The sequence below is a fragment of the Mesorhizobium monacense genome (assembly GCF_056781675.1).
Genome location: NZ_CM165567.1, coordinates 2437790 through 2451817 on the forward strand (window position 1 = coordinate 2437790; position 14028 = coordinate 2451817).

Here is a 14028-nt window from a genome sequence, read left to right on the forward strand (position 1 = left end):
GCAACGTCACCCGCGGATCAGAAACGGGTCGATATGCCGAAGTTGAATTCCTGTAGGTCGTCGGTCTCTTCCTTCTTGACCGGCACCGCGTAGTCGATGCGGATCGGACCAAAGGGCGACGCCCACATCAGGCCGACACCGACCGAGGCGCGCCACTGCATGTCGACTGACGACGGCTCGACCTGGCCCGCAGGAAGTTGGTTGCCATAGAGCGTCGCCGCATCGGCGAAGACGGCGCCACGCAAGCCGAAGCTTTCCGGAATGACCGGAAGCGGGAACTGGGTTTCTGCCGAGGCGTTGAAATAGGTGTCGCCGCCCAGGTGGTCACCGCTGGTACCCGTTGCAATCGGGCCGATGCCGCCGTAGGCGAAGCCGCGGATCATGCGATCGTTACTCTGGAAATAATCGAAGACGCGCAAATCGCTGGAACCGTAGCCTTCGATATGCCCTCCCCCGACCGACAAGAGCCCGACAAGATCCAGTTGCTCAGACAGCGTTTGGTAGACGCTGGAGCGGCCCGTGAGCTTGACCCACTTGGCGTCGCCGCCCAGGCCGGCCACTTCCGTGGTGACGTTCGCGTAAATACCATCATGCGGGTTCTTCATGTCGTCGATGGTGTTGTAGACCAGACCAAGGCTGACCGACGACTTGAGCCACGGGCTCTCTGCAATACCGTTCTGGATCGCCAGCGAGATGTCGCAATCGCCCTGCACGCCATCGCCATTATCATCGCAGTTGTCGTATTTATACTTCTCCTGCGAGATATTGTACGCCAGCAGTGTCGAAATGTCGTCGGTGATCGGCAAGCCGAAGCGCACGGTCGCGCCCAACGTCTCACTGTCGTAGTGGTCGTAGTTGCGCGTCTGCTGGTAGATGTCGAAGCCGGCAGCGATACGGCGCCCGAGGAAATAAGGCTCGGTGAAGGAGAGGCTGTAGTCGCGCGAATTCTTGCCGCCACCCGCCGAAAGCTTGATGAACTGGCCGCGACCGAGGAAGTTGCGCTCGGTGACCGAACCTTCGATGGACGGACCTGCCGTTTCGCCGCCGGTCGAATAGCCGGCGCCGACCGAGAACTCACCAGTCGACTTCTCGACCACGTCGACCACCAGCACGACCTGGTCGGGCTGCGAGCCCGGCACGGTCGAGATGTCAACTTTCTCAAAGTAATTCAACGCTTCCAGGCGCTTCTTCGCGCGCTGGATCAGAACTTGGTTGAAGGCGTCGCCTTCACTGACGTCGAATTCGCGGCGAATGACATAGTCACGCGTGCGGTCGTTGCCGCGGATCTCGATGCGCTCGACATAGGCCTTGGTGCCCTGATCGATCGTGTAGACAACCGAAATGGTGTGGTTCTCGAAATTGCGGTCGCCACGCGGCGTCACCTGGGCGAAGGCATAGCCGGAACCGGCGACCTTCTCGGTCAACGCGATGATCGTGTCTTCCACGTCCTTGGCGTTGTAGACGTCGCCCTTGTGGGTCTGGACCTCTGACTCCAGCGCCTTGCTGTCAACCTCGGGGATCGTGCTCTCGACGCTGACATCGCCGAAAGTGTAGCGGTCACCTTCCTGCACGGTGATGGTGACCGTGTACTTGTTGGTGGTGTCGTCGAGTTCACCGACCGCGGAGACGACCTGGAAGTCGGCATAGCCGTGATTGTAATAGAAGCGGCGCAGCAGCTCCTGATCGGCGCGCAGCTTGTCCTCGTCATAGACGTCGTCACGCAGCACGAACGAGAGCCAGGACGAGCGCCTCGTGGCGATGACGTCCGAAAGCCGGCGGCTCGAATAGGCGCTGTTGCCGACGAAATTGATCGACGCGATCTGCGTGCGGCCGCCTTCATTGATGTTGAAGACCACGTTCACGCGGTTGTCGCCGAGATTCATGATCTGCGTGGTCACGGCGGCATCGTCGCGGCCGATCCGGCGATAGGCAGCCTTCACCGCCTCGACATCGGAATCAAGCGTGGCCTGCGAGAACGTTCCGCGCGGCTTCAGCTGGACCGCGGCCGCAAGGGCGTTGTCCTTGAGCTTCTTGTTGCCCTGGAACAGGACCTGGTTCACGACCTGATATTCGGAAACCTTGACGACCAGGGAGGAGCCGACCTGATTGATCTGGACGTCCGAGAACAGTCCGGTGCCGAACAGCGCCTTGACCGCATCGTCGATATCGGAGCTGGAAAAGGCCTTGCCGGGCTTGATCTGGATGTAATTGCGGATGGTGTCGGCGTCGACGCGTTGGTTGCCCGAAACGTCGATTCTCGAGACAACGGCCGCCTCGGCAGCTGATGTGGCAACGAACTGCACTGCGAGCGCGCCTGGCACAACCAGAGCGGCGGACAAGGCCACCGCGGACGCGGCGCTCAGAAACTTGGATGCTGCCTTCATCGGGCTTTTGTACCTTTTCTCGAAGTCCCCACGGCGAGAAAACCGGACGTGCGGTAAATTTCCCATACCGTAATAACCGGATTTTCCCTACACGCAAGGCTTCTGGTTAATTTGTATTTACTTAACCCTGATGCGTGGCTTTCGCGTCACGCATATCCCCGTGCATGGTAAACGGCGTCTCAACATTGGCGGTGCCGAAGTCAAATTCCTTCATGATTTCAGCACCCAAACAGATCATTCCAGAACACGAAACCCATAAAGCCCAGAACCAGAATCAGCCCGACCCGATAGGCCATCTCCATCATCCATTCCGACACCGGCCGTCGGATGACAGCCTCCACGCCGTAGAACAAGAGATGGCCGCCGTCGAGGGGGGGAATCGGCAGAAGGTTCAGAATTCCTATCCCGACTGACAGGAATGCCACAAGCTGAACCAGCCACTCGAAGCCAAGTTTTGCTGCCTGGCCGGACATTTTGGCGATCTTGATCGGACCGCCCAGCTGGCATTTGTCCTCGCGGCCGGCAACGAAGCGTTGCAGGAACTGGCCGGTGCGCTGAATGACGTGGCCGGTCTCCTCGACAGCCGCTCCCACCGCGCCGACGGGGCTGTATGTGATCAGCCGCGGCTGGCCGAGTTCGGTGTTGTTGGCAACGCCGATCACGGCAACCTTGACCTTGTTGCCCAGAGCATCCTCCTGCTCCATCAGCTCCGGCGTCGCGGTGACGGTCACCTCCTTGCCGTCGCGCAGCATGGTGAAGGTGATGGCGTCGCCGGCACGCCCGGAGACCAGGCGCTGGACGTCGGCGAAGGTCTCGATCTTGCTGCCGTCGACGCTGACGAATCGGTCGCCGGGCTGGATGCCGGCCCTGGCCGCCGGACTGTCGGCCCTGACTTCGGCCACTGTCGGCTCGAGCACGGGCCGGCCATAGACCGAAAACAGCACCGCAAAGACGGCTATCGTCAGCAGGAAATTGAACAGCGGCCCGGCCACCACCGTCGCCGCGCGTTTCCAGATCGGCTGGGTGTGGAAAGCGACCTCGCGTTCGGCATCGCTCAGCGTTTCCATGTCCTCGGCGCTGGGCTGGCTCGATGTGGCATTCATGTCGCCGACGAATTTGACATAGCCGCCCAGTGGTATGGCGCTGAGTTTCCAGCGCGTGCCATGGCTGTCGTTGAAGCCGAAGAGTTCGGGTCCGAAGCCGATCGAAAAGGCTTTCACGCCGATTCCGCACCAGCGACCGATCAGGTAATGGCCCATTTCATGGACGAAGACGACCACGGTCAGCACGAACAGGAAAGGCACCAGCGTGCCGAGGACAAAGCCTTCGGTGCTGAAGACCGCGTGAAATATCTCGTTCAAGTCATGCCCTCAAATTCGCCCGCGGCGCAGGTCGCGCCGTGACTGTGACATCAATCCAGGCGAATCCGTGGCGCAGCCGATTCTTTGGCATGCAGGCCCGTTCTTCGCCATGCAGTCGTGTCGTTCAAGCCGGAAACAGCCCCTGTGCCGGATGGTCGGCGCTCGCCGAAATCCAGCCGATGACGTACAGGGCGAAAGCCGCCGCGACAAGCCCGTCTACCCTGTCCATGACACCGCCATGGCCTGGAATCAGCGTACCGGAATCCTTGGCACCGTGACGGCGCTTGACCCAGGACTCGAAAAGATCGCCGGCCTGGGAGATGACCGACAAAGCCAGTGCAACAACGCTTAGCACAACGAGATTGCCGGCACCTGCGGCGGTCGCCAGAAGCAGGCCGGCGATCACGCCGCCGATGGCACCGCCTAGCGCTCCGCTCTGCGTCTTGCCGGGCGAAATCGACGGCGCCAGCTTCGGCCCACCTACGGCGCGGCCAACGAAGTAGGCAAAGATGTCGGTTGCCCAGACCACCGCGAACAGGAACAGGATCGCAACCAGGCCGGAACGGTCGCCATCGCGCAGCAGTGCCAGCGACAGGCCGGAAAGCGCCGCGTAGCCAATGCCGGCCGCATCCCATTGCGCTGCTCCGCGCATTTGTGCGCCGAGCGCCGTGACCACAACCAGAGCGGCGACAAGGGCTAGCAGCCAGGATGCCGGCAGGCCCGCGATCAGCGCGCCGACGAAAACCAGAAGCAGCGCTTCGGGCAGAAAGCCGAGGCCCGCGCCACCAGCCGGCCGCGACATGCGCGACCATTCATAGAAGATGGCGACCGCGATCGCCGCACAAAGCAAACGGAACGGCAATCCGCCGAACCAGGTCAGGCCAAGGGTGATGACTGCCAGCACCAAGGCCGAGACGACCCGCAGCTGGAGGTTGCTCATTTGCCCGCCCGTCACGAAGCCACGTCTTGGGCGGCAAGGCCGCCAAAACGGCGTTCGCGGCTGGCGAAATCGCGCAAAGCGTCGGCCAGGTGTTCGCGGCTGAAGTCTGGCCAGTAGCAAGGCAGGAAGACCAGTTCGCTATAGGCAGCCTGCCACAGAAGGAAATTCGACAGCCGCAGCTCGCCGCTGGTACGGATGACCAGCTCCGGATCGGGGATGCCTTCGGTGTCGAGGGAACCGGCAAACATGTCGGCCGTGATCGCCTCGCTATCGATTTCGCCGAGCGCGGCGGCGGCGGCGAGCTTCCGCGCCGCGCGAACGATCTCGTCGCGTCCGCCGTAATTGAAGGCGATGACCAGCGTCAGCGCTTCATTGCCAGCGGTCAGCGTTTCGGCTTCCTGGAGCAACCCCCTGATATCGGGCTTCAGCCCTGCCCTGTCACCGACGATTCGCACCCGCACGCCATTCTGGTGCAGTTCGGCGAGGTCGCGGCGGATGAACAGCTTCAAAAGGCCCATCAGGTCACTGACTTCGGATTTCGGCCGCGACCAGTTTTCCGACGAGAAGGCGTAGACGGTCAGAAACGAGATGCCGAGGCCGGGAGCGGCACGCACCGTCTTGCGCAGCGCCTCGACACCGGCGCGATGGCCTGCAAGCCGCGGCATGCCGCGCGCCTTGGCCCAGCGTCCGTTTCCGTCCATGATGATCGCGACATGCGCGGGCGTTGCCATTGTCTCGCTTTCGAGCCGGTGCAGGACCGACCCTAAACCTGCATGATTTCAGCTTCCTTATCGGAAAGCAGGTGGTCGATGGTGCTGATCATCTCGTCGGTCAGCTTCTGGACCTGATCGGAGCGCTTGCGATGATCGTCCTCGCTGATGTCGCCGTCTTTTTCCGCTTTCTTCAAGAAATCCATCCCGTCGCGGCGGACATGGCGCACGGCGACACGGGCGTTCTCGGCATAGCCATGCGAGATCTTGACCAACTCCTTGCGGCGCTGCTCGTTGAGCTCAGGCAGCGGTATCCTCAGATTGGTGCCGTCGACGATCGGGTTGAAGCCGAGATTGGATTCGCGAATGGCGCGATCGACCGCGCCAACCATTGCCTTGTCCCAGACAGAAACCGAAATCATGCGCGGCTCCGGCACGGACACGTTCGCCACCTGGTTGATCGGCATGGCGGTGCCATAGGCCTGGACCTGGATGGCGTCTAGCAGGTTGCTGGAGGCGCGGCCGGTGCGCAACGAAGCGAGATCATGCCGGAATGCGGCAATCGCCCCATCCATGCGCCGCTTGAGGTCGTCGAACTCACCACTCATCTTTATCTCCTCGACCCGTTAGCCGGGTTCACTGCTTGTGTTCGAGCCTTGTTTCGAAAAAACCGGTGCCCTGGTTTTCGAAACAGCTCCGGATCAATCGTCCGCAACGACCGTACAACGGCCGCCGCCCCTCAGAATATCGCCAAAACCACCCTTCTCATGGATCGAATAGACGATTATCGGAATGTTGTTTTCCCGCGCAAGTGCAATCGCGGCCGTATCCATGATCGAAAGGCCTTTGTTGATGACTTCGGCGTGGCTGATGCGCTCGAAGCGCGTCGCGTTCGGGTCTTTCTTGGGGTCGGCCGAGTAGACGCCGTCGACCTGGGTGCCCTTGAACAGCGCATCGGCGCCGATTTCGGCGGCGCGAAGGGCAGCGGCCGAATCGGTGGTGAAGAACGGGTTGCCGGTGCCGCCGGCAAAGATCACGACCTTGCCCTGGTTCATGTAGGCGGTAGCCTGGCGTTGCGAGAAGCTCTCGCAAAGTTCGGGCATGGCGATGGCGGACAGAACCACCGCGTCGACGCCAATCTTGTTCAGCGAGGTGCGCAGCGCCAGCGAGTTGATGACGGTGGCGAGCATGCCCATGTGGTCGCCGGTGACGCGGTCGCCGCCCTTGGAGGCAACCGCGACGCCGCGAAAGATGTTGCCGCCGCCGATGACCACGCCCACTTCGATGCCCAGCGCACGGGCCTCCGCGATGTCGGCGGCGATGCGGTCGACAACCGAGACGTCGATGCCGAAATGTTGTTCGCCCATCAGTGCTTCGCCCGACGCTTTCAACAAGACACGTCGGTAGAGGGGCTTCACCGTCATCTGGTCCTCGTCATTTTGCGTGTGATGCGCCTGGGGGGCAGGCCGCGCAGGCGCCGCGCTCCTAACACCGGCGCGATGCCGAGTTCCGATACACGAAGGGCGCCGCGATGTCACGCGGCGCCCTTTCGCAATTCCCGGCTGTTTTGGTCGCGGTCGGTCAGCTGCTGGTAACGCTGACGGCCTCACCTTCGATGAGTACTCGCGGGGCATAGCCGACAGGCTTGTCGCCGGTCGAGGCACCGCCGGTAACCCGGGCCTGTATCTCGGAACCGAAATACGAATAGGGAAATGGCGCCGGAGATCTGCTGACCGAATCCAGCCTCTGGCGAAGGTCGGCGGGAATTGAAAAGTCCAGCGCCCCGAGATTGTCCTGCAGCTGGCCGAGCTTCGTAGCCCCGAGAATGACAGAGGCGATGCCCGGCTGCGTCGCCACCCAGTTGAGCGCGACCTGGGGCATGCTGCGGCCGAGTTCGGCGGCGACCTTTTCGAGTTCGGTCACGATCTTCCAGTTGCGCTCCGTGAATTTCTGGAACCCCGGATGGGTGGTGTTGCGGAAACCATCGAGCCGCCCGGCATTTCCGGCCTGGGTCGGTCGGTACTTGCCGCTGAGTAGGCCGCTGGCCAGCGGACTCCAGATCATGATACCGGCGCCGTGACGCGTGCCGAAGGGGACGAATTCGTGCTCGATCGTGCGTTCGGCGAGCGAATATTCGAGCTGCAGGGCCGAAACCGGCTCGTAGCCGCGCAATTCGGCGATCGCTTGCGCTCGGCCCGCATACCACGCCGGCACGTCGGACAGGCCGATATGACGCACCTTGCCGGCGCGCACGAGGTCGTCCAGCGTGCGCATGACCTCTTCGGCCGGCGTCAGTCTGTCCCAGACATGCAGTAGATAGAGGTCGATATAGTCCGTGCCCAGCCGCCTGAGCGAGGCCTCCACCGCGCGCAAGATGTTCTTGCGCCCGTTGCCGCCGGCGTTCGGATTGCCGGGCTCGGTGTTCATTGTGAACTTGGTGGCGATCACGGCCTTGTCGCGCAGTCCGCGATCGGCCACGAATTCGCCGAGCCAGGTCTCGCTGGTGCCACCGGTGTAAAGGTCGGCGGTATCGAAGAAATTGCCGCCGGCCTCGACATAGGCATCGAACATGGCACGGGCAGTTTCCCTGTCCGCCCCCCACCCCCATTCGGTGCCGAAGGTCATCGTGCCCAATGCCATGCGGCTCACCCGGAGGCCGCTGTTGCCGAGATTGTAGTAAGTCATCGTCATGGTGTCGCTCCGATCGAGATCAGGATGATGCCGCCGGTCAGTGGCCAGGGGTGGCTTTGACCCACGGGTTGCCGCGCTCATGCGTCATCCGGAATGTGAAGCCATCCACTATCCAGCCGTCATCCGAACGGGTCAGGTGGTGTTCGTAAGTGCCCCAGACTTCCCAGAGCGGGTCGCCATTGCCTTCCATCCGGTTCCAGGCGTAGCCGTTTGACGACACCGTGGCGCCGTTGCCATCGATGGCGACCTGGTGGTTGGTGCGCAGGTGCAGGCTTGTCTTGCTGCCCCTCAGGTTCGCCGCCCAGGTCCCGATCAGGTCGTCCGAGGCAATGGTTGCTGGAGGCTGTCCGCTCAGGCTGCTGAAATCGACCGTGACGCGATCTGCGAAATAGCTGCGGGCGAGCTGCCAGTCCCGCGCGTCGACGGCGCGATCGATGACGTCGGCAATGCGGATGACGGCGCGCTCGCCGGCGAGTGCTCGCCACTCGGATAATTCGGCGCCACCGGCATCGAATGGCGCCAGCGCAATGCCTGCTGCGAAGGTGACGTTTCTCAACGCGTTCATGTCTCATCTCCTTGTGCATCAGCCCGCCGCCGATGTGTTGAGAGCAATATGGGCCGGCGCGTTGGCATCGAGAAGATTGCATTGTTCGCAATGACTATGCGATATTGTTCATGAATGGAGCGAGACCTGCTCAGCCATCTGCCAGTCGTCGTCGCCGTTGCCCGGCGCGGCGGCTTCGCGCTTGCCGCGGCCGAACTCGGCATGAGCCCCTCGGCGGTCAGCCATGCGGTGCGTCTCGTCGAGGAGCGGATCGGTCAACCGCTGTTTGCGCGTACGACGCGCAGCGTCTCACTGACCGAGGCCGGCAAGGCGTTGGTCGAGACGGCCGCCCCTGCGTTGCAGGACATCACCGAGAGGATGGATCGTATCCGCGGCAGCAAGGGGCGACCGACAGGCCAGCTCAGGATCAACGCCTCCAATATCGCTATCCCCCTGGCGGTGACGCCCGTGGTAACAATGATGGCGGAGCGCTATCCGGACGTGACGGTCGAAATAGTCGCCGACCAGGGGCTCGTCGATATCGTCGGAGAAGGCTTCGACGCCGGCATCAGGCTCGGCGAGATGATCGCGCAGGACATGGTCACGGTCCGGCTTACGCAACCGTTCAGCGCCGTCATGGCTGCCACTCCCGCCTATATCGGGCGGCATGGTCGTCCGCGCGATGTGGCCGATCTCGCGAACCACAATTGCATCGGCTACCGGCTTGTCCGCAGCGGCGCGCTCTATCGCTGGGATCTGACGGATGATGGCAAGGACGTGTCCGTGGAAACGCGCGGCACGGCAATCGTCACGGATTCACTCGCCGCGATCGATCTCGCGCTGGCCGGAATCGGCATTGCCTATGTTTTCGAGCCGCTGGTGCGCGCGCACATCGCCGCCGGCAGCCTCGTGCAGATCCTGCCGCAATCGGCGATCGAGGAACCCGGCCTGTTCCTCTACTTCCCGCGCCGGGCGTCGATGGCCCCGAAGCTCAGGGCCTTCATCGACACCGCACAAGAAATCGGCCGGGCATCCTCGCGGACACCCGGCCGTGCTGCCTGAGCAGGGGAGCTCTTTTCAGAGCTATTTCTTGACCGCCGCAGCGACTTCCGCCGCGAAATCGGTCTCTTCCTTCTCAATGCCTTCGCCGAGCGCGAAGCGCAAATAGGCCGTGATCTTGGCCGGCGCGCCGATCTCCTTCTCGGCATCCTTCAGCGCCTTCTCGACGGTGATGTCGGGATTGAGCACGAAGGCCTGCTTCAGGAGAACGACCTCTTCGTAAAACTTGCGCAAGCGACCCTCGACCATCTTCTCGATGATCGCTTCCGGCTTGCCGGACTGGCGCGCCTGGTCGGAGAAGATCGCCTTCTCACGCTCAACCGCCGCCGGATCAATCTGCTCGGCTGTCAGCGCCATCGGGTTTGTGGCGGCGACATGCATGGCGACCTGGCGGGCAAAGGCGTTGGCCGCCTGCTCGTTGCCGGTGGTCTCGATGGCAACCAGCACGCCGAGCTTGCCGAGGCCGTCGGCAACCGCGTTGTGGACATAGGTGGCGACAACGCCGTGCTCGACGGTGAGCTTGGCCGAGCGGCGGAAGCCCATGTTCTCGCCGATGGTGCCGACCGCGTCCTTGATGGTGTCGGTGACCGACTTGTCCGAGCCCGGATATTTGGCCGCTGCGACCACATCGGTCTTGCCACCATAGGCCAGCGCGACCTTGGCGACGTTGGCGACGATCTCCTGGAAAGCGGCATTGCGGGCGACGAAGTCGGTCTCGGAATTGACCTCGACGACCGCGGCCTCGCGGACGCCGGAATCAACGCCGATCAGGCCCTCGGCGGCGGTGCGGCCGGCCTTCTTGTCGGCCTTGGAGATGCCCTTCTTGCGCAGCCAGTCGACGGCCTCTTCCATGTTGCCGTTGGTCTCGTTCAACGCCGCCTTGCAGTCCATCATGCCCGCGCCGGTCAAGTCGCGGAGTTCTTTGACCTGTGCAGCCGAAATGCTCATTGTCGCCTCTTTGTTTCAAATGCGCCGACGCACCATCGATTCCCGATGATGCGCCCGACACCAGCGCTTAACGCGCCAACATATTGGAAAGATGAAGGCCGGAACCGGCCTTCGCTATTAGGCTTCCGGGCTCTCGGCGGCCGGGGTCGGATCGAGCGCCGGCTCGACAGGAGCCTCGACCGAGGCGCCAATGTCGACGCCGAGCGCGCCCTGCTGGCGAGCGATGCCGTCGATCGCAGCCTTGGCAATCAGGTCGCAGTAGAGCTGGATGGCGCGGGCGGCGTCGTCATTGCCGGGGATCGGGAAGTCGATCTTGTCCGGATCGCAGTTCGAATCGATGATGGCGACGACCGGAATGCCCAGGCGCTTGGCCTCGAGAATGGCGATCGCTTCCTTGTTGGTGTCGATGACGAACATCAGGTCCGGGGTCGAGCCCATGTCCTTGATGCCGCCCAGCGCCTTGTCGAGCTTCTCGCGCTCGCGGTCGAGGTTGAGGCGCTCCTTCTTGGTGAGGCCCTGGGCCTCGCCGGCCAGCAGCTCATCGAGCTTGCGCAGGCGCTGGATGGAATTCGAGATCGTCTTCCAGTTGGTCAGCATGCCGCCGAGCCAACGCGAATTGACGTAGTACTGCGCCGAACGCTGCGCGGCATCGGCAACGATGTCGGATGCCTGGCGCTTCGTGCCGACGAACAGCACGCGGCCGCCCTTGGCGACGGTGTCTGACACCTGCTTCAGCGCCTGGTGCAGCAAAGGCACCGTCTGCGACAGGTCGATGATGTGGATGTTGTTGCGGGCGCCGTAGATGTAAGGCGCCATCTTCGGGTTCCAGCGGTGGGTCTGGTGGCCGAAGTGAATGCCAGCTTCCAAAAGCTGGCGCATGCTGAAATCAGGCAGAGCCATTCTTAGTTCCTTTCCGGTTAGCCTCCACGGACACAGGCATTTTCGGACCGAGGTCCTTGAACGCCACCGGAGGTTTCAGCCGGATTTCTCCCGGGCAGACACCAAAGTCCGTGTGTGGAATGAGCGGCCATATAGAGGGGATGCGCGACAAACGCAAGCGCTGCGCCGACTTATGGCTCAGCGTGCGGCGATCAGCGCACCGGTGCCGATCATGGCGCTGCCGGCAAACCTGTTCATCAGGCGCATGCGGCCCGGCGTCCTGAACCAGCCGGAAGCCCTGCCGGCCAATGCTGCATAGACGCCCATGGTGACGATGTTGACGCTGATCACGACGGCGATCACCAGCAATCCGTCGGCGAAGGTCATCGTGTCGAGGTCGAGGATCAGCGGCATGATGGAAGCGTGGAACAGGATCGCCTTCGGATTGCCCAGGGCAATGGACGCACCGAGGAAAAACGATCGCGACAGCCTTGGCTGCGCCGTAGTCGGCCCGTCGGATTGCGTGGCTGCCGACCGCCACATCCTGATGCCAAGAAACACCAGATAGGCGGCACCTGCATATTTCAGGGCGAGAAACACCCATTCGAAGGTCTGCGCCAGCGCCACCAGGCCGAGCAGTGCCAGAATCACCAGCACCGCGTCGCCGGCGGCGATGCCGACGCCGGCCATGAAAGCGCGAACGAAGCCGCGCGAAACGCCGTTGGTGATGACCGCAAACATCGCCGGACCGGGCGTGGCGGCCGCAAGCGAGATCGCAGCGCAGTAAGCCAGAAATGCCGTCAATGTCATCGCCGTCTCTTCCCGTTCGGCACTCGCACCCGCCGGAAGATCGCAACGATCTCCTCGCGGCTGCATTCGATGGCGCCGAGCCGCACCGCGCGGTCGCGCTCGAAGCCGGTTATGTCATAATGCGGCGCCGATGTCCTGGGTGGTCCCTGATAGGATGAACGCTTGACGCCGAGCGCGGCCGCAAAGCGATGCAATTCATCGGTATCGTCGGCCATCAGATGGCACCAGCGGTGGCCGGCCCATTTCCAGATTGCCGCATCGACATAGACCGCCATGAGGCTTGCCGCACTCCCGATTTCTCTCTGGCAGCCATGCGATCAGCCCGGCGTCCAACCTCAGCGATGATAGAAGGGATTCGGATAGGAAATGAAGCCGCCGCTTGCGTCGAGACCGGCCACGATGTCGCTGATGGCTTCCTGCATACGCGACCGCAATTCGTCGAGCGCCTCGTCGGTCGAGCCTTCATAGGCGTGCAAGCCCAGTGGTTCCGGCACACGGATATGGGCACAGCGCGGTCCGGCCGGCTGCGGAATGAAGCGGTTGAGCGTATCGCGCAGTCCGCCCTTGCAATAGTCGTTGCGGATGCGCTTCAGATGCTCGGCGATCTCTTCCTGTGTGACCGTCGGACTGACTGACGCCCAAGGCCCGACCCGCTGCAGGCGCTGGATCGTCTCGGTAAGCGCGCGGATCTTTTTCGATCTCTCGGCGTCGCCGGCGTTTTCGCGCAACCAACGGCGTGACAGGCGCAGCAGCTCGGCGATGTCGCTGATGGCGGTGCCAGCCGAAATGACCTCGCCGAGCCGGTGGCGCAGTTCGACCAGCAATGCCTTTTGCAGTATGTCGTATGGGAGCCGCCGGTCGGACACCATGCCCGAGGCGGCCACGTCGCGCGACAACAGTGTCGAATAGATATGGTGGACACGCTCCGGCAGTGTGTCGGCGGAGCGGCGGTCGATCCCCAGCCTGCGCTCGACATAGGTGCATTCCTTTGCGAGCGCCGGCTCGACATTCCCGGTGAAGGCGAGCTTCCAGACCACCGGCGCGACCCAGACCTTGAAATCGGCAGCCGTGGCGCGGCCACGCTTCAGCGCCTCGAGACCCATCTCGACGGCGCCCGGAAGCAGCAGCGTGACGACATTGCCGTGCCAGCCGACGCTGCCTTCCGGATGCAGGAGCACGCCGTGCCCTTGCAGCGCCCAGCCGACCGAGTGTTCCTTGGCGGCCTGGCTGTTGCCGGGGGATCTGGGCGATCAGATTGTTGGCCAGCCAGAATTTCTGCATCAACCGGCCGAGGCCGTTGACGACGCCATGCGTGGCCCAGGACGCGGCGAGCGGGCTGACCTGCGAGACGATCTCCTTGTCGATCATCCAGTCGGTGAAGAATTCGGGATGGTTTGGGGTGATGAACGTCGCCTTGCCGGCGCCACAGCAGGCTTCAAGCCGATCCCGGTCAGCGTCCGGAAAATCGATATGGCGGACATTGGCGACACCACGCAATCCGGCCAGCCGGTTGAAGGGCAAGAGATCGCGAAACCCCGGCACGCCGCGCAGCATGACGATCCGGTTGAACACCGTCATGACCCTGATCAGCGCCGGATTGGGCCGCGGCGCCACGAACACGTCGATCCTGCTCAAGCTGAACTCCCCCGATATGCCTCAGGGAAAGCTGGAACCTGATTGCGGCGCGTTCAAGTCGATCGCC

Annotated in this window: 15 protein-coding genes; 2 read left to right on the forward strand and 13 right to left on the reverse strand. The window is 62.8% G+C overall.

Going from position 1 to position 14028, the window contains the following annotated elements; genetic code table 11:
* Positions 1 to 17: 17 nt before the first annotated feature.
* The 8 genes from bamA to AC1RUK_RS11750 form a co-directional block, all read right to left on the reverse strand.
* A complete protein-coding gene (bamA, locus tag AC1RUK_RS11715) occupies positions 18 to 2384 on the reverse strand; it encodes an outer membrane protein assembly factor BamA (RefSeq protein ID WP_481835507.1) in 2367 nt (788 codons plus the stop codon).
* A 218-nt stretch (positions 2385 to 2602) separates the two neighbouring features.
* Entirely contained in the window at positions 2603 to 3745 is a 1143-nt protein-coding gene (rseP, locus tag AC1RUK_RS11720; protein WP_481835506.1) for an RIP metalloprotease RseP, read from the reverse strand.
* 124 nt (positions 3746 to 3869) lie between these two features.
* Positions 3870 to 4685, reverse strand: coding sequence for a phosphatidate cytidylyltransferase (locus AC1RUK_RS11725; protein ID WP_481835505.1), 816 nt, complete (start codon positions 4683 to 4685; stop codon positions 3870 to 3872).
* Between the two features lie 11 nt (positions 4686 to 4696).
* A complete protein-coding gene (locus tag AC1RUK_RS11730; RefSeq protein WP_481835504.1) occupies positions 4697 to 5416 on the reverse strand; it encodes an isoprenyl transferase in 720 nt (239 codons plus the stop codon).
* A 32-nt stretch (positions 5417 to 5448) separates the two neighbouring features.
* Positions 5449 to 6003 (reverse strand): ribosome recycling factor, encoded by a 555-nt coding sequence (gene frr / locus AC1RUK_RS11735; protein ID WP_006205169.1) that lies wholly within the window; start codon positions 6001 to 6003, stop codon positions 5449 to 5451.
* 93 nt (positions 6004 to 6096) lie between these two features.
* Positions 6097 to 6819 (reverse strand): UMP kinase, encoded by a 723-nt coding sequence (pyrH, locus tag AC1RUK_RS11740; RefSeq protein WP_436174907.1) that lies wholly within the window; start codon positions 6817 to 6819, stop codon positions 6097 to 6099.
* A 157-nt stretch (positions 6820 to 6976) separates the two neighbouring features.
* Entirely contained in the window at positions 6977 to 8086 is a 1110-nt protein-coding gene (locus AC1RUK_RS11745; RefSeq protein ID WP_481835503.1) for an aldo/keto reductase, read from the reverse strand.
* Between the two features lie 37 nt (positions 8087 to 8123).
* Positions 8124 to 8651, reverse strand: coding sequence for a nuclear transport factor 2 family protein (locus tag AC1RUK_RS11750; protein WP_481835502.1), 528 nt, complete (start codon positions 8649 to 8651; stop codon positions 8124 to 8126).
* Positions 8652 to 8765: 114 nt separating this feature from the next.
* On the opposite strand from AC1RUK_RS11750, the gene AC1RUK_RS11755 reads away from it, so the two are divergent.
* Positions 8766 to 9692, forward strand: a complete 927-nt coding sequence (locus AC1RUK_RS11755) for a LysR family transcriptional regulator (RefSeq protein ID WP_481835501.1) — start codon at positions 8766 to 8768, stop codon at positions 9690 to 9692.
* A 21-nt stretch (positions 9693 to 9713) separates the two neighbouring features.
* On the opposite strand, the gene tsf is transcribed toward AC1RUK_RS11755, so the two are convergent.
* The 5 genes from tsf to AC1RUK_RS11780 form a co-directional block, all read right to left on the reverse strand.
* Entirely contained in the window at positions 9714 to 10637 is a 924-nt protein-coding gene (gene tsf, locus AC1RUK_RS11760) for a translation elongation factor Ts (RefSeq protein WP_481835500.1), read from the reverse strand.
* Positions 10638 to 10754: 117 nt separating this feature from the next.
* Entirely contained in the window at positions 10755 to 11537 is a 783-nt protein-coding gene (gene rpsB, locus AC1RUK_RS11765) for a 30S ribosomal protein S2 (protein ID WP_404276793.1), read from the reverse strand.
* 177 nt (positions 11538 to 11714) lie between these two features.
* Entirely contained in the window at positions 11715 to 12326 is a 612-nt protein-coding gene (locus AC1RUK_RS11770; protein ID WP_481835499.1) for a LysE family translocator, read from the reverse strand.
* Positions 12323 to 12601, reverse strand: coding sequence for a DUF4031 domain-containing protein (locus AC1RUK_RS11775; RefSeq protein ID WP_436174901.1), 279 nt, complete (start codon positions 12599 to 12601; stop codon positions 12323 to 12325). The genes AC1RUK_RS11770 and AC1RUK_RS11775 overlap by 4 nt, the downstream gene beginning before the upstream one ends.
* Before the next feature lie 60 nt (positions 12602 to 12661).
* Positions 12662 to 13504 carry a hypothetical protein gene (locus AC1RUK_RS11780; protein ID WP_481835498.1) on the reverse strand — a complete coding sequence of 281 codons (843 nt, stop codon included), beginning with the start codon at positions 13502 to 13504 and terminating at the stop codon, positions 12662 to 12664.
* Between the two features lie 37 nt (positions 13505 to 13541).
* Between AC1RUK_RS11780 and AC1RUK_RS11785 the strand changes: the two genes are divergently transcribed.
* Positions 13542 to 14003, forward strand: a complete 462-nt coding sequence (locus AC1RUK_RS11785; RefSeq protein WP_481835497.1) for a hypothetical protein — start codon at positions 13542 to 13544, stop codon at positions 14001 to 14003.
* The last annotated feature ends 25 nt before the right edge of the window (positions 14004 to 14028 follow it).